22 protein-coding genes and 1 pseudogene are annotated in these 22100 nt (G+C 73.9%); 12 read left to right on the top strand and 11 right to left on the bottom strand.

All coding sequences use genetic code 11. The features are described 5' to 3' along the window. Positions 1-20 precede the first annotated feature (20 nt). The gene (locus FB388_RS40795; RefSeq protein ID WP_142095681.1) at positions 21-4028 is read left to right on the top strand and encodes a S1 family peptidase; all 4008 of its coding nucleotides are present in this window, start codon (positions 21-23) and stop codon (positions 4026-4028) included. A gap of 304 nt (positions 4029-4332) precedes the next feature. Then, positions 4333-4638, top strand: coding sequence for a trypco2 family protein (locus FB388_RS01005; RefSeq protein WP_142095679.1), 306 nt, complete (start codon positions 4333-4335; stop codon positions 4636-4638). A gap of 29 nt (positions 4639-4667) precedes the next feature. Here the strand turns inward: FB388_RS01005 and FB388_RS01000 are convergent, their stop codons facing one another. After that, positions 4668-5351, bottom strand: a complete 684-nt coding sequence (locus FB388_RS01000; RefSeq protein ID WP_142095677.1) for a class I SAM-dependent methyltransferase — start codon at positions 5349-5351, stop codon at positions 4668-4670. Positions 5352-5472: 121 nt separating this feature from the next. Further along, a complete protein-coding gene (locus tag FB388_RS00995) occupies positions 5473-6042 on the bottom strand; it encodes a TetR/AcrR family transcriptional regulator (RefSeq protein WP_142095676.1) in 570 nt (189 codons plus the stop codon). Between the two features lie 99 nt (positions 6043-6141). Between FB388_RS00995 and FB388_RS00990 the strand changes: the two genes are divergently transcribed. Further along, positions 6142-7161 carry an aldo/keto reductase gene (locus FB388_RS00990; RefSeq protein WP_142095674.1) on the top strand — a complete coding sequence of 340 codons (1020 nt, stop codon included), beginning with the start codon at positions 6142-6144 and terminating at the stop codon, positions 7159-7161. Between the two features lie 30 nt (positions 7162-7191). Then, on the top strand, positions 7192-8031 hold the full coding sequence (locus FB388_RS00985; RefSeq protein ID WP_142095672.1) for an LLM class flavin-dependent oxidoreductase: 840 nt from the start codon (positions 7192-7194) through the stop codon (positions 8029-8031). Positions 8032-8051: 20 nt separating this feature from the next. Here FB388_RS00985 and FB388_RS00980 read toward each other — a convergent pair whose 3' ends face one another. Further along, positions 8052-9011 carry a helix-turn-helix transcriptional regulator gene (locus tag FB388_RS00980; RefSeq protein WP_142095670.1) on the bottom strand — a complete coding sequence of 320 codons (960 nt, stop codon included), beginning with the start codon at positions 9009-9011 and terminating at the stop codon, positions 8052-8054. Positions 9012-9074: 63 nt separating this feature from the next. Here FB388_RS00980 and FB388_RS00975 point away from each other — a divergent pair, with 63 nt between their 5' ends. Then, complete coding sequence (locus FB388_RS00975; protein ID WP_142095668.1) at positions 9075-10193, top strand: epoxide hydrolase family protein; 1119 nt, start codon at positions 9075-9077, stop codon at positions 10191-10193. A 5-nt stretch (positions 10194-10198) separates the two neighbouring features. Beyond that, a complete protein-coding gene (locus FB388_RS00970; RefSeq protein WP_246121450.1) occupies positions 10199-11302 on the top strand; it encodes a winged helix DNA-binding domain-containing protein in 1104 nt (367 codons plus the stop codon). A gap of 32 nt (positions 11303-11334) precedes the next feature. On the opposite strand, the gene FB388_RS00965 is transcribed toward FB388_RS00970, so the two are convergent. Then, a complete protein-coding gene (locus tag FB388_RS00965; protein ID WP_142095665.1) occupies positions 11335-12246 on the bottom strand; it encodes an NAD-dependent epimerase/dehydratase family protein in 912 nt (303 codons plus the stop codon). Positions 12247-12255: 9 nt separating this feature from the next. On the opposite strand from FB388_RS00965, the gene FB388_RS00960 reads away from it, so the two are divergent. From FB388_RS00960 to FB388_RS00950, 3 genes are all read left to right on the top strand, one after another. Beyond that, positions 12256-13350, top strand: coding sequence for a dienelactone hydrolase family protein (locus tag FB388_RS00960; RefSeq protein WP_142095663.1), 1095 nt, complete (start codon positions 12256-12258; stop codon positions 13348-13350). Between the two features lie 82 nt (positions 13351-13432). Beyond that, positions 13433-14041, top strand: coding sequence for a dihydrofolate reductase family protein (locus FB388_RS00955; RefSeq protein ID WP_142095661.1), 609 nt, complete (start codon positions 13433-13435; stop codon positions 14039-14041). Between the two features lie 2 nt (positions 14042-14043). Then, complete coding sequence (locus tag FB388_RS00950) at positions 14044-14439, top strand: VOC family protein (protein WP_142102423.1); 396 nt, start codon at positions 14044-14046, stop codon at positions 14437-14439. Here FB388_RS00950 and FB388_RS00945 read toward each other — a convergent pair. Then, positions 14428-15102 (bottom strand): GTP cyclohydrolase II, encoded by a 675-nt coding sequence (locus FB388_RS00945; protein ID WP_246121449.1) that lies wholly within the window; start codon positions 15100-15102, stop codon positions 14428-14430. The two genes, FB388_RS00950 and FB388_RS00945, sit on opposite strands and share 12 nt — an antisense overlap. Before the next feature lie 4 nt (positions 15103-15106). Between FB388_RS00945 and FB388_RS00940 the strand changes: the two genes are divergently transcribed. Continuing rightward, positions 15107-15799, top strand: a complete 693-nt coding sequence (locus tag FB388_RS00940; RefSeq protein ID WP_211361707.1) for a creatininase family protein — start codon at positions 15107-15109, stop codon at positions 15797-15799. A gap of 73 nt (positions 15800-15872) precedes the next feature. Here FB388_RS00940 and FB388_RS40155 read toward each other — a convergent pair. The 4 genes and pseudogenes from FB388_RS40155 to FB388_RS00920 form a co-directional block, all read right to left on the bottom strand. Then, positions 15873-16685: pseudogene (locus FB388_RS40155) on the bottom strand (lysylphosphatidylglycerol synthase domain-containing protein); the annotation flags it as partial. Next, complete coding sequence (locus FB388_RS00930) at positions 16682-17500, bottom strand: class I SAM-dependent methyltransferase (protein ID WP_246121448.1); 819 nt, start codon at positions 17498-17500, stop codon at positions 16682-16684. The pseudogene FB388_RS40155 and the gene FB388_RS00930, both read right to left, overlap by 4 nt. Then, positions 17497-18549 carry a glycosyltransferase family 4 protein gene (locus tag FB388_RS00925; RefSeq protein ID WP_425468547.1) on the bottom strand — a complete coding sequence of 351 codons (1053 nt, stop codon included), beginning with the start codon at positions 18547-18549 and terminating at the stop codon, positions 17497-17499. The genes FB388_RS00930 and FB388_RS00925 overlap by 4 nt, the downstream gene beginning before the upstream one ends. A gap of 23 nt (positions 18550-18572) precedes the next feature. Further along, the gene (locus tag FB388_RS00920; RefSeq protein WP_142095653.1) at positions 18573-18971 is read right to left on the bottom strand and encodes a 6-pyruvoyl trahydropterin synthase family protein; all 399 of its coding nucleotides are present in this window, start codon (positions 18969-18971) and stop codon (positions 18573-18575) included. Positions 18972-19100: 129 nt separating this feature from the next. Between FB388_RS00920 and FB388_RS00915 the strand changes: the two genes are divergently transcribed. Next, on the top strand, positions 19101-19886 hold the full coding sequence (locus FB388_RS00915; RefSeq protein ID WP_142095651.1) for a sporulation protein: 786 nt from the start codon (positions 19101-19103) through the stop codon (positions 19884-19886). Between the two features lie 44 nt (positions 19887-19930). Here the strand turns inward: FB388_RS00915 and FB388_RS00910 are convergent, their stop codons facing one another. Further along, positions 19931-20920: a zinc-dependent alcohol dehydrogenase gene (locus tag FB388_RS00910; RefSeq protein WP_142095649.1), complete on the bottom strand. Its 990-nt coding sequence runs from the start codon at positions 20918-20920 to the stop codon at positions 19931-19933. 87 nt (positions 20921-21007) lie between these two features. Here FB388_RS00910 and FB388_RS00905 point away from each other — a divergent pair, with 87 nt between their 5' ends. Beyond that, positions 21008-21712, top strand: coding sequence for a CDP-alcohol phosphatidyltransferase family protein (locus FB388_RS00905; RefSeq protein ID WP_211361705.1), 705 nt, complete (start codon positions 21008-21010; stop codon positions 21710-21712). Positions 21713-21719: 7 nt separating this feature from the next. Here FB388_RS00905 and FB388_RS00900 read toward each other — a convergent pair whose 3' ends face one another. After that, a complete protein-coding gene (locus FB388_RS00900) occupies positions 21720-22001 on the bottom strand; it encodes a winged helix-turn-helix transcriptional regulator (RefSeq protein WP_142102419.1) in 282 nt (93 codons plus the stop codon). Between the last annotated feature and the right edge of the window lie 99 nt (positions 22002-22100).

The raw sequence follows: 22100 nt of genomic DNA, 5'->3' as shown, positions 1-22100 counted from the left end.
TCCGAGGGGGGATCACGGCCGTGGACGCGGAGCCGGGCATCGACCCGCACCGGGTGGCCGAGGTCATCGCCAGGGGGTCCGACGGGGGTCGTCGCGGTTCCGGCTATCGGGTCGCGCCGGGCGTGGTGCTCACCGCCGCCCACGTGGTGGCCGACGCCCGGGACGTTCGCGTGCGCTTCGACGCCGACACGGACGGCGAGTGGAGCGCACCGGCCGACGAGGTGGTGGCCGACCCGGCGTCGGACCTCGCCGCAGTGCTGATCGACCCTCCGGACGGCGCGCCCACCTGCGCCTTCGGCCGCATCGGCGAGCATCCCGACGAGCTCGTCGTGCAGGCCGTCGGGTTCCCGCGGTTCAAGCTGAAGAACTACGAGCGGGCAGGCAGCTACCGCGACTCGCACCAGGCCGTCGGCACGGTGGCGCCGCTGTCGAACCGGCGCTCCGGACGCCTCGAGGTGACGGTCCGCCCGCCCGAGCAGGACCCGGACCCGGCCACCTCTCCGTGGGAGGGCATGTCCGGGGCCGCGGTGTGGGCCGGCCGCCGCATCGTCGGGGTCGTCACCGACCACCACCGCTCCGACGGCCTCAACCGGCTCGCGGCCACGCGGATCACCGAGCTCCTGGACGCCCCGGCAGGCGACGCGGTACGTCCGCTGCGGGACCTGCTCGCGCTGCCGACCGACCTACCGGACGTGACCGGATCGGTCCGGCGACCGGCGTCGTACCTGCTGCAGGTCCGCGACATCGCACCGGAGCGCCTGCTCGGCCGGGAGCAGGAGCTGCGGGAGCTCGCCGGGTTCGCCGAGCAGTACGGCTGGTGGGAGGGGCCGCCGTGGGCGGGCAAGACGGCGCTCATGGCGTGGTTCGCCCTCCACCCGCCGCCGGCCGTCGAGGTCGTCACGTTCTTCGTCGGTACCGGACGCGCCGGGACCTCGGACGGCGACGCCTTCCTGGGCGCGGTCACCGAGCAGCTCGCTGCGCTGGCCGCGCTGGCGCGTGACACGCCCGCGACGACGGTCGACCGCCGCCGCGGCCTGCTCGCCCTCCTGGACGCGGCCGCGCGCCGGTGCCGGGACGCGCGGCGCAGGCTCCTCATCGTCGTCGACGGGATCGACGAGGACACCGGCCCGGCGGCGCGGGAGCCGAGCATCGCGTCGCTCCTGCCCCGCCACCCACCGGCCGGCGTCGCTGTGCTGGTGACGAGCAGGCCGGGTCGGTCGCTGCCGGTGGACGTCCCGGCCGACCACCCGCTGCACCACTGCGACCGCCGCCGGTTGGCCGTATCGCCGCATGCGCGCGAGGTCGAGCACTTCGCGCGCAGGGAGCTGAGGGAGCGGCTGCGGGAGGGTCCGCTGCACGAGGACCTGATCGGCCTGATCACCGCGTCCGGCGGCGGGCTCACGCGCGACGACCTGGCCGAGCTCACCGACACCTCACCGTTCGCGGTGGCCGACCTGCTGTCCGGGGCGTTCGGGCGCAGCGTCGCCACCCGGACCCGACGGGCGGGCGGCGCCGAACGGGGATACGTCCTCGCGCACCGGACGCTCCGCGAGGCGGCCGAGCACGAGCTCGGGCCCCGGCTCGACCGGTACCGCACCCGGCTGCACGTGTGGTGCGAGGACCACCAGCGGCGCCGCTGGCCGCCCGACACGCCCGCATACCTGCTGCACGACCACCCGCGCATGCTTGCCGTGACGGGGGACGCCCAGCGCCTCACCGACCTCGCGACGGACCCGCTGCGCCACGAGCGGCTGCTCGAGGTCACCGGCGGCGACGCGGCGGCACTCGACGAGATCACGCTCGCCCAGCTGGTCGGCGCCCGGGGCGGCGAGCCCGACCTGGTGGCCGCCGTCCTGCTTGCGGTGCGCCGCGAGGAGCTCACCAGCCGCAACCGGCACGTCCCGGTGCGGCTGCCCGCGGTGTGGGCCGCGCTGGGCCGCGGCGAGCGGGCCGCTGCGCTGGCGCGCGGGCTCACGAAGCGCAGCAAGCGGCAGGCCGCGCTCGCCGCCGCTGCCCTCACCGCGGCCGAGGCCGGCCACCTCGACGACGCCCAGGCGCTCGCAGAGCGCGTGCCGGATCGCGACCGGCGGGACTCCGTGTTCGCCGGCATGGCCGCGTCGGCGGTCCTCCACGACTCGGAGCGGGCCGAGCGCTGGGCGCGCGGGTGCACGCCGCAGCGCCGGGTGGTCGCGCTCGCGCAGGTCGCCACCGGACTCGCTGCGAAGGACCTGCAGCGAGCCCGGGCGATCGTCGCGGAGCTGGTGCCGTTGGCGCAGGACACCCGCAGCCGGTGCGCTGTCGTCGCGGCCGCCGTGGCGGTCGGTGAGCTCGGATGGGCCGAGGCGCTGGTCGGCGGGGCCGTTCGCGGTGCTGCGCGCACCCGCGTGAGCGCCGAGCTGGCCAACGCGCTGTCGGCGGCAGGCGAGGTCGCCCGCGCCGAGGAGGTCGCCGCCGGCATCCGGCGGCCGGCCGCGCGGCTCCCGGTGCTCGCCGCCTTCGTGCGCGACGACGTGGCGCGCGGCGACGACGTGGCCGCCCTGCGACATCTCGCACAACTGCAGGACGCCGCCCGCTCGGTTGCGAACCCCGGCGACGCCCTGAGCGAGCTGGTCACGCTCGTTCGCGCGGTGTCCCGCGATCATGCGGTGGCGGGCGGGTTGCTCGCCGAGGCCGAGCACCTCGCCGTGCACGGCCTGCGCGAGGACCGGCGGGAATGGGCGCTCGCGCGGCTCGCCGTCGCACACGCGGCGGTCGGCGCCACCGCACGTTCCGAGGAGCTCCTCGACCAGGTCGGCGACGCCCACCGCCTGGCCGACGCGCTCACCGAGATCGCCCAGCTGGCCGTGCGCCGCGGCGATGCGCGCCGCGCCGACGCGGTCGTGCGCCGCGTGCCGGGGACGAGCCGGCGGATGCTCGCGATCGCGGACCTCGCGGCGGCCTTCGCCGCCGCCGGTGACCGTGCACGTGCCGCCGCGCGGGCCGCGGAGGCGGAGGGGATGGCGCGGCGGAGCACCGACCCGAACCGACTGCTGATCATGTGCGACCGGGTGGTCGACGGCCTGGTGGCGATCGACGCGCTCCCGGCGGCCGTCGAGGTCGCCGAGCAGGTCTCGGACCCGTCGGCGCGGGCCGCGGCGCTGAGGCGGGTGGCCGGAGCGCTCGCCGCCTACGGAGCGATCGACGACGCCGTCGCCCTCGCCCTGGCGCTGGACGAACCGGAGCGCCGGTCGTGGGCGCTCGTCGCCGTCTGCGAGGCGCAGGCTGCCGCCGGGCGCCGGGACGACGCGGTCTCCACCGCGCAGGCGGTGCTCGCCGAACCGTCCGACGACGGCTACACCCGGGTCGTCGCGCTCCTGCGCCTGTCGACCGCCCTGCACGCGGTGGGGGCGACGGGCGACGCGGAACGGCTGCGGGCCGCCGCGACGGAACAGGTCGTCGGGGACGTCACCGATCCGGGCCGGCGGGCGCGGGCGATCGCGCACCTCTCGATCGCGCTGGCCGCGGCGGGCGACGTCGAGGACGCCGCGGTCCTCTTCCGGCGCACCCAGGCGGAGCTGGCGGGGATCGCAGGCGAGCACGGTCGGGATCGTGCGCGGACGCGCGTGGTCGAGGCCTTCGCCGCCGCGGGACGCACGGAATGGGCGGAGGAGATCGGCCGGGCGATCGCAGGCCCGGCCGCCCGGGTCCGGGCACTGTCGGCGCTCGCCACGGCTACCGGGGGCGACCGCGGGTGGACGCTGCTCGGCCGCGCCGAGGAGCTGATCGACGCCATCACCAGCCCCGAGGATCGCTGGGCCGCGTCCGGTCAGCTCGCGAACGCCGCCGCGGTGCTCGTCGCGGGCGACGGGCCGGACCGCTCCCGCCGGAGCCGGATCGGCCGGCTGGTGGTCGAGCTGCTCGGGACCGACGGCTGGGCCGAGGCCATCCCGGCCGTTGCCCGCCTGCACTGGGAGGCGTTCGACGCCCTCGTGGACTGGCTCGCGACGCGAAACGCCGCCGGCACCGACGAAACCCTTGGACATTCTTAAGGTCCCGGTGCGTGTGCGCTGTCACACCACTCCACTAGGGTGGGGATTGTTCGGCCGAACGAGAGGAGGTGCACCGTGTACGACGTGATTCTGATTCCACCGACGGCGCTGGTGCGCCGAGCCGGTGGCGACATGAACTGGCCCTGCTCGTCCGATCACTACTGCTCCCGCGGGCGGCTGCACCGACCACGCGTGGGGATGGGTTACCAGCTGTGAAAGGCGGATCGCCATCCCGGCACCGGGTCGTGCGACCCGGCTGCGGAGTGCGATTCAGCGGAATGCGATTCAACCGAGGAGCCTCGTAATGCCATTGGCACTGTCCGAGGTCATCGCACAACTGCGCGCCGAGCTGGCCGAGGCCATGCGCGCAGGCGAGAACGAGCAGCTGCGCTTCGAACTCGGCCCCGTCGAGGTCGAGCTCACCGTGGGTGTCGAAAAGGAGGCCAAGCCCGGCGCCAAGGCCAAGTTCTGGGTGCTCGAGCTCGGCACGGAGACGCGGTTCGAGGCCGCGTCCACACAGCGGATCAAGCTGACGCTCGACCCGCGGCACACCGCCCAGCCGGGACGACGGCCGATGATCTCGGGCGACGAGGCACCGGGCGAGCGGTAGACCTTCGCGGCCCCGAGCCGGGAGCGTGGTCAGCTCCGGCCGTTGACGGGCTGAACCCGGGCGCGGAAGGCCAGCACCACGGGCGCCTGCCCGCCGCTCTCGACGAACCGCTCGGGCACCATGCCCGCGTCCAGGACGGCGTTCAGCAGCTCGGCGAGCGGGAAGTGGTTGGCGCCGACCTTGTCGCGGATGCCCTGGTCGGTCCAGGACTCCTTCGTCCAGTGACCGTCGGCGTACCCGTGGCGGATGACCACCGCGTCCGGGTCGGAGCGGTCGGCGAACCCACCGCAGAAGCACGGGTGCACTCCGACGTGGACGAACACACCGCCCGGCCGCACCACCCGGGCGACCTCGCGGAGCACGGCCGGGTAGGCGGGCATGTCGGTGTGGACCATCATCGCGATCGCCGCATCCACCGAGCCGTCGCCCAGCGGGAGCCGTCCGGCATCGCCGCGGGCACACGCCAGCCGGCCCTGTGCGTGCCGCAACATCCCGGCCGAGATGTCGACGCCGAACGGGGTCCAGCCGAGCGCGCGCACGCTCGCGGCGTGCACGCCGGTGCCGCAGCCGATCTCGACGCAGCGGCCGTCGCCCGGCCCGAGCAGGTCCCGCAGCGAGCGGTCGATCCCGAGCGGGTCGTCGGCCGAGGTGCGGGGCAGGAACTCCCCCTCGTACCAGTCCGCGATCTCGTCGTACGCCGCCGTCGCCGCCATGGCCAGTCCTCCCCCGCAGTCGGGACCGAGGCTAGCCGTGATCATTCCGCTCCCGCGCCTTCGCGAGCTCGCACCGCGATTCGGGGGCAGGGATTCGGGGCAGGCCGAGCAGGACCGGGCGTCAACCCGGTAGGCGCAGTCCTGCGACGAGGAACCCGACCGCCCGACGAGCGTCGTAGCGGGGGTCGCTGTCGGCGCCGATGCAGAGGTTCCCGACAGCGCGCATGAGCTCGTACGCCTCCAGGTCGGCGCGGATCTCGCCGGAAGCGGCCGCCGCCTCGATCAACCGGGTGCCCACGGGTAGGAGCCGGTCGAGGAAGTACGAGTGCAGCGCTTCGAACTGGCCGCTGTCCGGCCGGAGCGCGGCGGCCAGCCCGTGCTTGGTCACGAGGAGATCGACGAACACGTCGATCCACCCGGTCAGTGCGGCGTACGGCGTGGGCGCGTCGGCGAGGAAGGTTTCGCCCGCCTCGGCGCACGCCTCGACCTGGTGCCGGTAGACGGCGACGACCAGGTCCGCGCGCGTCGGGAAGTGGCGGTAGACCGTGCCCACGCCGACGCCCGCCCTTGCGGCGATGTCGCGCACGGGTGCCTCGACGCCCGACGCGACGAAGACCGCCGCGGCGGCGTCGAGCAGCGCCTCCTCGTTTCGCCGGGCGTCGGCGCGCCTACGGGGGCTGTGCCCTGCCATTTCCTCACTCCCTCGACCGCCTTGCGAAACGGAACCTTGTTCCGTATCGTTCAACCGGAACAACGTTCCGTCTCACCATGATGACAGGGAAGGCGCCTCATGCAGTACCGCACCCTCGGCCGCACCGGAGTGCAGGTCAGCACTCTCGTACTCGGCGCGATGAACTTCGGCACGATCGGGCGCACCACCCAGGACGACGCCACCGCCATCGTCGATGCCGCCCTCGACGCGGGGATCAACCTCATCGACACCGCGGACATGTACTCCGACGGCCGGTCAGAGGAGATGGTCGGCAAGGCCATCGCCGGCCGCCGGGACGACGTCGTGCTGGCGACCAAGGCGACCATGCCCATGGGCGAGGACCGCAACCGGCGGGGCAGCTCGCGCCGCTGGCTGGTCACCGCACTGGAGGACAGCCTGCGCCGCCTCGACGTCGACCACGTGGATCTCTACCAGATCCACCGGTGGGACCCGACCACCAGCGACGAGGAGACGCTGTCGGCGCTGACCGACCTGCAGCGGGCCGGCAAGATCCGCTACTTCGGCTCGTCGACCTTCCCGGCCCACCGCATCGTCCAGGCGCAGTGGGCCGCGCGCGAGAACCACCTGAGCCGCTACGTCACCGAGCAGCCGAGCTACTCCATCCTGCAGCGCGGCATCGAGGCCCACGTCCTCCCCGTGACCGAGCAGTACGGCCTCGGCGTACTGGTCTGGAGCCCACTGGCGTCTGGCTGGCTCTCGGGTGCGGTCCGCGAGGGCCGGGCGGTCACGACGAACCGGTCCGCGTTCATGCCGGAGCGCTTCGACACCACCATCCCGTCCAACCGGGCCCGGCTGGACGCCGTCGAGCAGCTGGCGAAGATCGCCGAGCAGGCCGGTCTGACCCTGATCCAGCTCGCGCTCGGTTTCGTCACCACACATCCCGCGGTGACCAGCGCGATCATCGGTCCCCGCACGCTCGAACACCTGCACTCGCAGCTCGCCGCGGCCGACACCGCGCTGTCCGCCGACGTGCTCGACGCGATCGACACCGTCGTCGCTCCCGGCGTCGACCTGGCCCCGCAGGAGAAGTACGACACCCCTCCCTCCTTGCTCGACCCCACGCTGCGGAGGCGCTGACCCGTGCCCGACGTCCCGAGCTTCGGAGTCATGACAGCGCCGATGCAGGTCGGCTACCAGGACATCCTGCGCGTCTGGAGCGAGGCGGACACGATCCCCGAGATCGAGCACGCCTGGCTGTTCGACCACCTCATGCCGATCGCGGGCGACCCGGACGGTCCGGTCCTCGAGGGCTGGACGCTGCTCTCGGCCCTCGCCGCACGGACCCGGCGGCTGCGCATCGGCCTGCTCGTCACCAGCAACCGCTTCCGGCCACCCGCGATGCTGGCCAAGATCGCAACGACCGTCGACATCGTCTCAGGGGGCCGGCTCGACTTCGGCATCGGCGCCGGCTCGCGGCCCGGCCACCCGCTGGCCAAGCGCGAGTACGACGCCCACGGCCTGCCGTTCCACGACGCCGCCCACGCCGTCGCGAGCCTCGCCGAGGCGTGCACGGTGATCCGGCGGCTGTGGACATCGGCCGAGCCGTTCGACTTCCACGGCACCCACGTCCACGTCACTGGGGCGTTCGGCAACCCGGGGCCCGTCCAGCGCCCCCATCCACCGATCGTCATCGGCGGGCGGTCGGCCACGACGCTGCGCGTGGTCGCCGAGCACGCCGACGTGTGGAACATCCCCGGCGGTGACATCGACGATGCCGTCCGCCGCAGCGCGATGCTCGACCGCTACTGCGCCGAGATCGGTCGCGACCCCGCGTCCATCACGCGCTCGATCTACCTGCCCGTCTCCTACGAGGAACCCGGCACCACCCGGAAGGCGATCCGCGAAGCCCTCGACGCCGGATTCCGGCACATCGTCCTCGGCCTGCCGGCGCCCTACCCGGCAGGCGTCGTACGGTGGGTTGCCGACGAGCTCGTCATCCCGACCTGAGTCCGCGTCCCACCGGCGTTTCACGCGCGTCCCACGGCCCGCGCGTAGCGCTGCGCGAGGAGTGCGATGTGGTCCGCCAGCTCCGGCGGGTCCACGACCTCGAAGTCGGCGCCGAGCAGGCCGAGGTGCACGGCGAGGCTCTCGATGCTGTCCGACCCGGTGTGGAGGACGCACGTCCCGGCGTCACGCGCCTCGACGTGCCCGACCGCGGCCGTGATGCGCGACGCGATCTCGTCGGCGGGCGCATGCACCACCACCCGTGCCCGGTACCGCCACGCCGCGGCGGAGACGCGGCCGGACAGGTAGGCGGTGACGTCGTCGGCGGGCAGGGGACGCGGGGAGAAGCGCGGGCCGGTCGGGATGCGCGGGGTGATGCGGTCGGCGCGGAAGGTGCGCCAGTCGCCCCGCTCGACGTCCCACGCGAGCAGGTACCAGCGTCTGCCCCATGCGATCAGCCGGTAGGGCTCGACGTCGCGACGCGACTCGCCGCCGCCGTGGGTGCGGTAGTCGAAGCGCAGCCGCTCGGCGTCGCGGCACGCGGCGGCGAGCGCGGTGAGCACCTCGGCATCGACCTGCGGCGGGGGCGTGTCGTCGGGTACGCGCATCGCGAACTCGCCCAGCGCCGCGATCCGCCTGCGCAGCCTCCGCGGTAGCACCTGCTCGAGCTTGGCCAGCGCGCGCAGCGAGACCTCCTCGACGCCGGCGAGCCCGGTGGCGGCCCGCAGGCCGAGCACGGTTGCGACGGCCTCGTCGTCGTCGAGCAGCAGCGGCGGCAGCTGGGCGCCCGCGCCGAGCCGGTAGCCGCCCACCGCGCCGCGGTTGGCGTCCACGGGGTAGCCGAGCGACCGCAACCGGTCGATGTCGTTCCGGATGGTCCGCTCGCTCACCTCCAGCCGCTGCGCCAGCTCCGGTCCGGTCCACTCGCGACGGGACTGCAGGAGCGACAGCAGGCGCAGCAACCGGGCCGAGGTCTCCAACACGTGCTGAAGTCTGCCGCACAATCAGGAACGAATCGTGCCTGATTGATCCGTACCGTTCAGCTCATGGAGATCACGCCCTTCCGCATCGACATCCCGCAGGCCGACCTGGACGACCTCGCCGACCGCCTCGCCCGCACCCGCTACACCGAGGAGCTCACGACGGGCGGCGACTACGGCGTGCGCGTCGACCCGGTGCGCGAGCTGGTGCGCCGCTGGCGCGACGAGTTCGACTGGCGGGCCGTCGAGAAGCGCATCAACGAGATCCCGCAGTTCACGACCACGATCGACGGGCAGAACATCCACTTCCTGCACGTCCGCTCCCCCGAGCCGGACGCGTTCCCGCTGATCCTCACGCACGGCTGGCCCGGCTCGTTCGTCGAGTTCCTCGACGTGATCGGCCCGCTCACCGACCCGCGGGCGCACGGCGGCGACCCGGCGCAGGCCTTCCACCTCGTCATCCCGTCACTGCCGGGCTTCGCGTTCTCGGGCCCGACCACCGAGCCCGGCTGGAACCGCTACCGCACGGCTCGCGCGTGGAAGGAGCTGATGGCGCGCCTCGGCTACGAGCGCTACGGCGCGCACGGCAACGACGCGGGCGCGTTCGTCGCGCCCGAGCTGGGGCGCGTCGCCCCCGAGCGCGTGGTGGGCGTGCACGTCGACCAGATCTACTCGTTCCCGTCCGGTGACCCGGCCGAGTTCGCCGGCATGCCGGAGTCCGAGATGGCCGAGCTCGCGCGGTTGCAGGAGTTCAGCGCCGACAAGCTCGCCTACAACGAGCTGCAGTCGACGCGGCCGCAGAACCTCGCCCACGCGCTCGCCGACTCCCCGGCCGGCCAGCTGGCGTGGAGCTACCAGCTGTTCGGCGACGCCGTCGATCCCGACTTCGTGCTGACCAACGTGGCGATCTACTGGTTCACGCGCACCACGGCGTCGTCGATGCGGTTCTACTGGGAGGACCGGCACACGCCCGATGAGGAGAAGCCGACGGGGCCGACGACCGTGCCGCTGGGGCTGGCCGCGTTCGCGTACGACTTCTCGGGCATCCGCCGCTTCGCGGAGCGCGACCACGCGAACATCGTGTCGTGGTCGGAGTTCGACCGTGGCGGGCACTACCCCGCCCGCGAGGTGCCGGACCTGCTGGTCGGCGACCTGCGGCAGTTCTTCGCCGGTCTGCGAGGCTGATCCTCGTGACCCAGGTGCTCGGCCCGCGCGCGCTGAACCGGGCCACCCTCGCCCGCCAGTTCCTGCTGGAACGCACCACCCGGCCGGTTCCCGACGTGGTCGAGCACCTGGTCGGCCTGCAGGCGCAGACCCCGCACTCGTGGTACCTCGGGCTGTGGAGCCGCATCGCCGGCTTCCGGCCCGAGGACGCTGCCGACCGGCTCCTCGACCGTTCGCTGGTGCGGATCGCGCTGATGCGCTCGACCATCCACCTCGTCACGCCCCGGGACGCCCACGGCCTGCGGGGCGCGGTACAGCCCGTGCTCGACCGCGACCTGTTCCAGAACCAGCTCCACGGGCACGGGGTGCGCGGGCTCGACGTCGAGGAGGTCGTGGAGGCGGCCCGCCCGCTGCTGGCCGAACGGGCCCGCACCTCCCGGGAGCTGGGCGCCCTCCTGCAGACCCACTGGCCCGACCGGCCGGCCGCGAGCCTCGCGTACGCCGTTCGCAACCGGCTGCCCCTCGTCCAGGTGCCGCCGCGCGGGCTGTGGGGACGCAGCGGAGCCATCGCGCACACCAGCGCCGAGGCCTGGCTGGGTGGAGGGGCGGGGTTCTCCCTCGAGACGCTGGTGCGCCGGTACCTCGCCGCCTTCGGGCCGGCCACCGTCCAGGACGTGCAGACGTGGTCGGGGCTCACGCACCTGCGCGAGGTGGTCGAGCCGCTGCGCCCGCAGCTGCGCGTGTTCCACGACGAGCACGGCCGCGAGCTCTTCGACCTGCCCGACGCACCGCACCCCGATCCCGACGCGCCGGCTCCGGTCCGGTTCCTCTACGACTTCGACAACCTGCTGCTCTCGCACGCCGACCGCAGCCGCGTCTGCACCGACGAGTTCCGCCGCGCCTTCGTGCGGCGGGGCGGGCCGGTGCCGTGTGCGGTGCTGGTCGACGGGTTCACCGCGGCCCACTGGACGCTCGCCCGCGACCGCGAGACCGCGACGTTGTCGGTGCACGCGCACCGCCTGCTCACCGACGACGAGTCCGCGGAGGTCCGGGCCGAGGCCGAGCGCGTGCTGGAGTTCACGACGGCCGCCCGGCGCTCGGACGTCAGCAAAGTGGCTTTGCTGACGTGACGCGTCAGCAAGGCCACCTTGCTGACACGTGGTCAGGCGAGGGCAGCCACCGTCGACCACCAGCCTTCCCGCGCACTCCGGTACCGCGGGGCCCAGGGCGTGGCCGCGCGGAAGCGCCCGTTCGACACCCTGAGGGAGCCGACGACCGAGGCGACCCGGGGCCCGAGGAACCGCGCAGCCCGGCCCGGCACCCCCAGCCAGGTCCGCCTGCCGACCGCTGCCGCGAGTGCCTCGGCGTACTCGCGCTTGGGCAGCGGTTCGTCGTCGACGACGTTGAACGTGCCCGCGGGCGCGCCGAGCGCGGCGACGACGGCGGAGGCGGCGTCGGACAGGTGGATCGGGCTGGTGTAGCCGTCGGGTGCGCCGAGCACGAGCGGGAACCCGAGGCGCGCCTGTCGGAGCATCTCCTCGGTCTGGGACGAGCCGGGTCCGTAGAACCAGCCGAAGCGCAGCACGGTGCCCGCCCCACCGGCGGCGGAGAACCGCCGCGCGTTCGCCTCCGCGGCGAGGTTGCCCTCGTTGCGGGGGACGTCCTGTGGCGGCACGTCCTCGTCGATCCACTCGGCGCCCCGGTCCGGGTAGATCATCACGACCGACTCCTGCACGAGCCGGCCGACCCCCGCGGCGAGCGCCGCGTCGACGACGGCAGCGGAGCCGTCCGTCCGGATCCGGTCGTTCTCCCGCCATCCGCTGTCCCGCAGCGCGCGCAGGGTCGACGGGATCGCCGTCGCCAGGTTGACCACGGCGTCGTGGCCTGCGAGGGCCGCCGTCAGCGCGGCGCGGTCGAACAGGGAGACCCGGACCGGCCTCGCCCCCAGTTCCTCCAGCAGCGCGGCGCGCTCGGCGTTCCTGGCGAGCGCGGAGACGTCGTGGCCTGCTGCCACGAGCTCGGCGACGGCGAGGCGGCCGACGGCCCCGGTGCCGCCGGTGAGGAACACGCGCATGATGCGAGCGTGGCAGATCACCAGGATCTCGGCCCGTACGGCGACTGGGTGCGGCACGCCGTCGCCGAGAACGGCCTGTTCCCGCCGGTCGACCGCCCGGGGCTCACGAGCGACGAGGTGCGCAGGCTGATCGGTTCCGCGTCGGACGGCGAGCCGCTCGCACCCGAGGCGGGCAGGCGCTGGACGCGGGACGGGGTGTCCGGCGAGGAGGTGTCCTGGTCGGTGGGCTACGGCCCGCGCACGCAGGCGTGGCTGCTGCGCCCGGCGGACGCGTCCGGCCCGCTCCCGGGTGTGCTCGCCCTGCACGGGCACGACGGGTTCAAGTACTTCGGCAAGGAGAAGATCGCCGACGGGCCCGATGCCACCCCGGAACCGGTACGGGAGCTGCGCGCGGATCTCTACGAGGGCGTGGCCTTCGCCGGCGAGCTCGCCCGGCGCGGGTACTCGGTTCTCGTCCACGACGTGTTCCTCTGGGGCAGCAGGCGCTTCCCACCCGAGTTGGTCACGGGCACCTCGGAACCCGATCCCGCGGCCTACAACACCGCGGCGCGCCGGCACGAGCACGTGGTCGCGAAGTACTGCACCGTCCTCGGGACCTCGCCGGCCGGGGTCGTCGCCTTCGAGGACCGGGTGGCCGCGCGCTACCTGCGGTCCCGGACCGACCTCGTGGCGGGTCCGATCGGCTGTGTCGGCCTGTCCGGCGGCGGGTTCCGGGCCGCGCTGCTGCACGCCACGTGCGCGGACATCAGCGCGGCATGCGTCGTCGGGGCGATGAGCACCTACCCGGCGGTCCTCGACCGCCACGTCGCACCGCACACCTGGATGTTCTTCCCGCCCGGCCTCGCCGCTCGTGGGGACTGGCCCGACGTCGCCGCGGCCCGCGCACCGGTGCCGCTGCTGGTCCAGTACACCCGCGACGACCACCTGTTCACCCTCGACGGGATGGCGGCCGCGCACGAGCGGCTGACCGCCCGGTACCGGCAGGCCGGGTCACCGGACTCCTACGTCGGCGAGTTCCACGACGGCCCGCACCACTTCGACCGAACGATGCAGGCCTCGGCGTTCGCGCACCTCGACCGGTGGCTACGCGTGCCGAGCACGTGACGACCGGGTGGTCGCCACGCGTGTCAGGAGGCACCCCGCCGGCGCAGGCTGTTGCCCTCACGAGCTCCGGGAGGGGACAACCATGGGGAAGGTCGTCGTACAGGCGTCGATGTCGCTGGACGGGTTCATCGCGTACCCATCCGGTGGGGTCGGGCCGCTGTTCGACTGGTACCGCAACGGCGATGTCGCGTTCCAGGACAACGAGCCGACCCGGCAGTACCGGATCTCGGCCGCGAGCGCGGAGTACCTGCGGTCGGCGTGGAGCAACGTCGGGCCCGGCGTGGTCGGGCGGCGGCTGTTCGACCTGACCGACGGCTGGGGCGGCACTCCCCCGGTTGGCGACGCGGTACTCGTCGTGACGCACCGCGTGCCGACGGAGTGGGTCGAGTCCCACCCGGACGCCCCGTTCACGTTCGTCACCGACGGCGTGGAGAGCGCGGTCGCGAAGGCGCAGGCGGTGGCCGGTGACAAGATCGTGTCGCTCGCCGCGGGCGACATGGCGGGGCAGGGCCTCGCGGCCGGGCTCGTCGACGAGCTGCGCGTGGACCTCGTGCCCGTGCTGCTGGGCACCGGCGTGCGCTACTTCGGCGACTTCACCGGTGCCGAGCGGCTGCTTGAGAACCCCACGGTCGTCCAGGGTGACCGGGTGACCCACCTGCACTACCGCGTCCGCAAGGGAGCCCGACCGTGAAGATGCTGTTCGAGCTCGTCCCCGTGCCGGTCGCCGACATCGACCGCGCCAAGGAGTTCTACGTGAAGGCGGGGTTCAGCGTCGACGTCGACGTGGAGCCGGCCGAGGGGGTGCGGGTGTGCCAGCTGACCCCACCCGGCTCGGCGTGCTCGATCACGCTGACCAGCGGCCTGCCCCAGGTCGCCGACGCCGTACCCGGGTCGCTCCGGGGTCTGCACCTCGTCGTCGCCGACGCCGCGTCGGCGCGGGAGGAGCTCGCCCGCCGCGGCGTGCCGGTCGGGGAGATCGAGGAGCACCCCCAGGGCGTCAAGTACGTCCCGTTCAGCGACCCGGACGGCAACACGTGGGTGCTGCAGGAGATGCCGTGGCGCGCGGGTGACTTCGCGTCAGCCGAGTGATCCCAGGTGCGGGAGGTCGTGGCCGAGGCGGTCGCGCTTGGCGGTGAGGTAGCGGACGTTGTGCTCGTCCACGGGCTCCAGCAGCGGGACGCGCCCGGTGACCTTGATCCCGTGGGCGGTGAGCGCGAGCACCTTGTCCTCGTTGTTGGACAGCAGCCGGACCGACTCGACACCGAGGTGGTGCAGCACCCGCGCCGCCGCGCCGAAGTCGCGCACGTCCACCGGCAGGCCGAGCGCGGTGGCCGAGTCGACGGTGTCGAGCCCCTGCTCGTCCTGCAGCACGTGGGTGCGGACCTTCGCGACGAGACCGATCCCGCGGCCCTCGTGGCCGCGCATGTAGACGAGAACCCCGCACCCCTCGTCGGCGATCGCGTCGACCGCCGACCTCAGCTGCGCTCCGCACTCGCACCGCAGCGCGCCGAAGACGTCACCCGTGAGGCACTCCGAGTGCACCCGGACCAGCACGTCCTTCTGCCCGCGCGGCTCACCCCGCACCAGGGCGAGGTGTTCGTTACCGTCGTAGAGATCCCGGAACGCGACCGCGCGGAACGGGCCGCGCCGCGTCATGAGGTCCGACTCCGCGACCTCGGCCAGTTCACCGTTGCGCTCGTCCTGCATGAGCTGCCCCTCTCGTCCCCTCTCGCGAACCGTGAGAAGGTCCATGGCGATGGATCTCCTCCCGGCCGACACCACCCTCGACGCGCGCGACCGCGGCGCGACGGTCGCACTGCTGCCGATCGGCAGCTTCGAGCAGCACGGCCCCTACCTGCCGCTCACCACGGACACCCTCGTCGCCAGCACCATCGCAGTCGAGCTCGCGAACGTGTACCCCGTTTCCAGGCTGCCACCGATCACGATCTCCTGCTCGCACGAGCACGCGGCCTGGCCGGGCACGGTCAGCATCTCGGCCACCACGCTCGCCGCGGTCGTGCGTGACGTGGCGGCGTCGGTCCAGCACGCGGGGGCGACCACGCTGGTGCTCGTGAACGGGCACGGCGGCAACTACGTGCTCGGCAACGTCGTGCAGGAGGCGAGCCTCGGCCCCCTGCGGATGACCCTCTTCCCCACCGAGCCGGACTGGGAGGACGCCCGCGCCGAGGCCGGCCTCACCACCACCGGGCTCTCGGACATGCACGCCGGCGAGCTGGAGACGTCGATCCTCCTGCATGCGCTGCCGGACCTCGTCAGGCCGGGGTACGAACGAGCCGACCACGTCGCGGACGACCGCCGGTACCTGCTGGCGCGGGGGATGCAGGCGTACACGGAGTCGGGAGTGGTGGGCAGACCGTCATGTGCGTCCGCGGAGAAGGGACGTGCGGTGCTGGCGAGCCTGGTGCGGTCGTTCGCCGGGCACCTGTGAGCCGGTTGGTGCACAGGCGCAGCAGCAGCACCGCGCCGCCCGGCAGACAGGCCACCATGCAGAGCACGCCGTAGGCGACGGCGGCGGCGAAGCCCTGTGCCGCCCCGAGCCCAACGGCCCCGAACCCGACGGCGGCCACGGCCTCCCGCGGGCCCCAGCCACCGACGTTCAACGGCAGCGCCATGACCAGGAGCGCGAGCACCAGAAGCGGGAGCAGCTCGGTGACGGGCGCCGTGGCGCCGACCGCGCGGGCGGCCACCACGAAGGTGGCGAGGTAGCCCCCGAGCGCAGCCACGGAGAGGACCAGGATCCCCGGGGCGGTGCCGGAACGCAGGACCGCTCGCACGTCGGCGGCCATCGGACGCAGCCGCCCGCGCAGGAGCCAGCCGAGCACCGGCAGTGCCACCAGGACGCCGACGCCGACCCAGCCGGCACCGGGCACCAGCTCGGCGAGCACGCCGAGCAGCGCGGGTTCGGCCGCCAGTACCACCGCGGCCACACCCACCAGCACGACCAGGCCCACCAGCCGTTCGAGCACCACCGCCCGCACGCCGCGCCCGACGTCACCGGTCCGCCTGCCGTGCCCGACGGCGCGGTGCAGGTCGCCGAGCATGCCGGCGGGCAGCACGGCGTTGAGGAAGAGCGCCTGGTAGCAGTCGGCGACGGCGGCGGGCAGCGACAAGCGCATGCCGAGGCTGCGCGCCACCAGGCACCAGCGCCAGGCGGCGCACACCGTGGTGACGACCCCGAGCCCGAGTGCGGCGAGCACCGGCCCGGCCTCCAACGCGGCGAGCGCGTCGAGGACGGTCTGCGGTCCCGACCACCACACGAGTGCTCCGACGATCACGACGACGGCGAGCGGCCGCGCCACCTGTGCCGGCCTCATGACGGGACCTCCGGCAGGGCGAGCAGGTCGGCGTGCCCGATCACGACCCGCAGCTCACCTCTCGCGATCGCCGCGAGCCGGCGGTCCAGGTAGGCCTCCACCTCCGCGACGAGGGCCGGGCGCTGCTCGCACGCCGCGGCGAGCCAGCCGCGCAGCCACTGCTCGATCAGCGGGCCGTCGGCGGACCCGAGCCGCCACGGGCTCGGCGCCCGTACCACCGAGACGCCGTGCCGGCCGAATGCCGCGGCGGCCGCCGGCGGGGCGTCCGGGCCGAGCAACCTGCGCCCGTCCACCGTGCGGCGCTGGTGCGCGTCGAAGGCGGCGGCGAAGGCGGCGTCGAGCGGGTCGGCAGGCGTGAGCATCACCCTGCCGGTGACCGAGAGGGCCAGCAGGGCCGCGCAACCCGCGGCCGCGCACGCCGCCGCCAGTCGCTCCACCTCGTCGGCGGTGAGCAGGTCCAGCAGCGCAGAGGCCGTGACCACCGCCGTGCCGGCGAGCTGCGTGGCGTCGAGCGCGGTGACGTCGCCGACCCGCGGCTCGGCGGCGACGTCAGCCGGCAGGCCGGCCACGGCGATGTCGACGAGGGCCGGGTCGCGGTCGTGCAGCAGCCAGAGCTGCGGTGCGGGCAGCCGGCCCGCGAGCCAGCGGCCCATCGAACCGGTTCCGCAACCGAGGTCGCGGATGACGTGGGGGCCGGGACGGCCCTGCAGCCACCGGGACAGGCGGTCGGCGAGCTCGGAACCACGCGCGGCGGCGTCGGCCGGCTCGCGCAGGGCGAGCCAGTCCGAGGTCACCGGGGCCCCTGGAACGGTCACGTCAACAGGTCCGCCAAGCATCGCGCCGTCACCTCCCAGCCGGTGAGGGCGCCGCGGCGCGCGCGGGCAGCTCCGCGCGCCGTGCGTCGCAGCTCGGGCTCGTCCAGCCAGCGGCCGAGGGCGACGGCCAGCGCGGCGACGTCGGCCGGGGGCACGAGGAGGCCGGGCAGCGCGCCGTCCGGCGCGCGGCCGAGGGTCTCCGGCACGCCGTCGACGGCGGCGGCGAGCACGGGAATCCCCCTGGCCAGCGCCTCCGCCACGACCATCCCGTACGACTCCGCACGCGAGGGCAGCACCAGCAGGTCGGTCGCCGCGTACACCGCGTCGAGGTCCGCCCCGGTGCGCGGGCCGGCGATCTCCACCCGGTCACCGAGCCGGTGTCGCTCGACGCGCTCGCGCACGGCCGCGACGTGCGCGGTGTCGCGGACGAGCGGGCCGACCAGCCGGCACGTCCACTGCCGGTCGGCGATCTGCGCGAGCGCCTCGACCAGCAGGTCCTGCCCCTTGGTCGGCGTGATCGAGCCGACGCACAGCAGCCGGCCGCCCGCCTCGTCCCCGGGCACGAGCGGGGCGGGTTCCACGCCGGGCGGGGCCACGTGGACCCGGTCGGCGGCGAGCCCGTGCACCGCCACGAGCCGGCGGGCCGCCCACGGGCTGGTCGCCACGACAGTGGTCGCGAGGTGCAGGGTGGCGCGCTCGCGGGCCGCGCGGTCGGCGGCGACGGCGGGCGGGAGCCCCACCTCGTCGCCGAGCGGGAGGTGGACGAGCACGACCAGCCTCAGCCGACCCGCGTGCGGGGCGAGCACGTCCGGCACCGCGCAGGCGACGAGCCCGTCGAGCAGCACGACGGCGCCGTCCGGGACGGTGGCGAGCCGCCGGCGCAGCTCCGCGCGGTCCGCTGCGTCCGGCTCGGGCCACGCCCCGGCGACGGCGATCTCCTCCACCGAGCGGCCGGTGGCCGGCAGGGCCCGGCAGACCCGGCGGTCGTAGGCGTTGCCCCCGCTGGGCCGCGCGGGGTCGTCGATGTCGGCGGGGACGACCACGTGCACCGTCCTCGCAGTCGCGGAGGCCGTCACAGGGACAGCTCGTAGCTGGCCCACGCCACGTGCGACTCGTGCAGCGTCACCACGATCGACGAGATCCCGCGCGCGTTCTCACCGAGCGCACCCCCGTGCAGCCGGTCCGCGAGGCGGTCGGCCACCACCTTCGCCAGGAACTCGGTGGAGGTGTTGACGCCCTCGAAGGCCGGCTCGTCGTCGAGGTTGCGGAAGTTGAGCTCGCCCAGGACCTCGCCGAGCTGCTGGGTGGCCAGCCCGATGTCGACCACGATGCCGTCCTCGTCGAGCTCGGGGCGGCGGAACGTCGCGTCCACCAGGAACGTGGCGCCGTGCAGGCGCTGGGCCGGACCGAACACGGCGCCCCGGAAGCTGTGGGCGACCATCATGTGATCCCGGACGGTGATGCTGAACACTTTCGCTCCCTCGCCGCGCGCCTTGATCTCGTTCCTACCCCCACACGGCCGGCCGACGCCGGAAGTTCACCGCGATCCGCGAAACGCCCCTGGAGGTCAGGCGCGAGCTCGACGCGGAAAGGTGACGCCATGGTGTTCAAGAAGCTGATGCAGGCGTTGGGGGTCGGCGGCCCCGAGGTCGAGACCGTGCTGCACGATCCCAACACGGTGCCGGGCGGCGTCGTCACCGGGGAGGTCACCCTCCAGGGCGGCACCCACGACTCCCAGCTCAGGGGCGTGTTCCTCGCCCTTCGGACGCGCGTCGAGGTCGAGTCGGGCGACAACGAGCACAGCACCGACCTCGAGTACGCGAAGCTCCCGATCACCGGCGCCTTCTCGCTGGACAGCGGAACGCGACGCACGATCCCGTTCCGGTTCCACCTCCCGTGGGAGGCGCCGCTGACCCACTTCTACGGACAACCGCTGCACGGCACCACCGTGGGGCTCGCCACCGAGGTGGAGATCGCGGGCGCGGTGGACGCCACCGACCTGGACCCCGTCGCCGTGCACCCGCTGCCCGCGCAGGAGCGCATCCTGTCCGCCCTCGCCGGCCTGGGTTTCCGGTTCCGCAAGGCCGACTGCGAGAAGGGCCGCATCCACGGCGTGAACCAGGAGCTGCCCTTCTACCAGGAGATCGAGTTCTCGCCGCCGTCGCGGTACGCAGGCGGCATCACCCAGCTCGAGGTGACGTTCGTGTCCCACCCGCAGTCCATGGAGGTCGTGCTGGAGCTCGACAAGCGGGGCGGCTTCTTCACCGAGGGCCACGACTCGTTCAGCCGGTTCACCGTGGACTACGCCACCGTCGACCGCACGGACTGGCAGCAGGAGCTCGACGGCTACCTCCAGCACGCCTCCCGCCGCCGCGGCTTCTTCTGAACTGCCCCGTGAGTGGATACGAGTGCTGGAGCACTCGTACCCACTCACGGCTCGGCTGGGGCCTCGTCGTAGCGCAGGCGCAGGCAGAGGGCCGAGAGTGTGCCGTCGGCCAGGCGGGGCATCAGCGCGGGCAGCTCCTCGAACGGGTGCTCGGCCGTGACCAGCGCGTCGAACCGCGGATCGGCGAGCAGGCGCAGCGCGACCTCCATGCGCCCGGCGTAGCCGCGGCGCGTCCGGCGCGGGGAGACGGTGCCGACCTGGCTGCTGCGGATCGTCAGCCGCTTGGCGTGGAACGCCTCGCCGAGCGGCGCGAGCACCGGCCGGTCGCCGTACCAGGACAGCTCGACGACCTCCCCCTCCGCGGCCAGCAGCTCCAGTGACCGCCGCAGCCCCGCCTCGGTGGCGCTGGCGTGCACGACGAGGTCGCAGTCGTCGGCGGCCGCGTCCGGGGTCGCGAACCCGACGCCGAGCGCGGCGGCCACGTCGGCCCGGGCCGGGTCGGCGTCCACCAGCTCCACGCGGGCGCCGGGGACGCCGGCGAGCAGCGCAGCGACACAGCATCCGACCATCCCACCGCCGACCACGGCGATCCGGTCGCCGACGAGCGGCGCGGCGTCCCACAGCGCGTTCACCGCCGTCTCCACGGTGCCCGCCAGCACGGCGCGGGCCGCCGGCACGCCGTCCGGCACCGGCGTCACGGCGGTGGCCGGCACGACGAACCGGGTCTGGTGGGGGTACAGGCAGAAGACCGTCTTCCCGACGAGATCGGGTGGTCCGTGTTCCACCAGGCCGACGGCGAGGTACCCGTACTTCACCGGAGCTGGGAACTCCCCCTCCTGGAACGGGGCCCGCATCGCGGCGTGCTGGCTCCGTGGCACGCCGCCGCGGAATACGAGGGTCTCGGTGCCGCGACTCACCCCGGAGTACAGCGTGCGGACGACCACGTCCGCCGGGCCGGGTTCGGGCAGCTCTGCTGCCCGGATCTCGCCCTCCCCCGGGCCACGGAGCCAGAACGCGCGGGCTGTGTGACCCATCTTTTTCCTTCCCGAGGTGAACCGCCGCGCTCGCGCGGACGTGATGCGGAGGTGGAACGCGGAGTGGTCACCAGCACCTGCACAGTAGTGAAGGGGGGCCCGGAGCAGGCGGCAGCCGCCAGCGCGCAGCTGCTGATCCTGGCCGGGCTGACCGCCGCGTTCGGGCTCGGACCGCTCGGTGTGCTGGTCGGAGTGGTGTACGCGGTGGGCCTGCTGGGGCTGTTGTCCGCCGCGATGCACCGCGCCGGGCGGTCCGTGCTCGGCCCCGCCGACCTCGTGACGCTCGCGAGGGCGCTGCTCGTCGGCGGGGTCACCGCAATCGTCGCCGAGGGCCTGCTCACCGGGTGGACGGCGCACGGAGCGCTGGTCGCCATCGCCTCGGTGGCGCTGGCGCTCGACGCCGTCGACGGGAAGGTGGCGCGCCGCACGGGCACGGCGTCACCGGTGGGTGCCCGGTTCGACATGGAGGTCGACGCGTTCCTCGTCCTCGTCCTGAGCGTGCACGTCGCCGGGATCGTCGGGCCGTGGGTGCTCGCGATCGGCGGGATGCGGTACGCGTTCGTCGCGGCCGGCCGGCTGCTGCCGTGGCTGCGCGGGCCGGTGCCGCCGAGCTACGTCGCGAAGGCAGTGGCGGCCGTGCAGGGCGTGGTGCTCGTGGTCGCGGCGTCGCAGCTGCTGCCACCCCATCTCACCGTCGCGCTGGTGGCCGTCGCGCTCGCGATGCTGGTGTGGTCGTTCGCCCGCACGGTGTGGCAGCTGTGGCCGGCCGCGCGGGTGCCCTCCGCCGGCTGAGGCGGCGTCAGGGGAGCGCCTCGATCCGTTCCATGTGCTCCTCCCCCCACTCGCCGAGCGGCGCCATCGCTGTGTTGAGCGAGTGGCCGAACCCGGTGAGCGAGTACTCCACCTTCGGCGGAACCTGGTGGTAGACCTCGCAGTGTACGAGGCCGCTCGCCTCCATCTCCCGTAGCTGCAGGATCAGCATGCGTTCGCTGATCCCCGGCACGGCGCGGCGCAGCTCCCCGAACCGCACCGGCCCGTCCTGCAGCGCGAAGAGGATCAGGCCCTTCCACTTGCCGCCCATGACGGCGATGGCGGCGTCGAGCCCGCACGTGTACTTCCCCACCGGCCACCTCGTCCGAACAAAATGTCAGTACCCAACAGAATTGTAGGTACTTGATCA

The sequence above is a fragment of the Pseudonocardia cypriaca genome (assembly GCF_006717045.1).
Taxonomy (GTDB): Bacteria; Actinomycetota; Actinomycetes; order Mycobacteriales; family Pseudonocardiaceae; genus Pseudonocardia; species Pseudonocardia cypriaca.
Note: the sequence above shows the minus strand (reverse complement) of the source record. Positions and strands in the feature narration are given on the sequence as shown.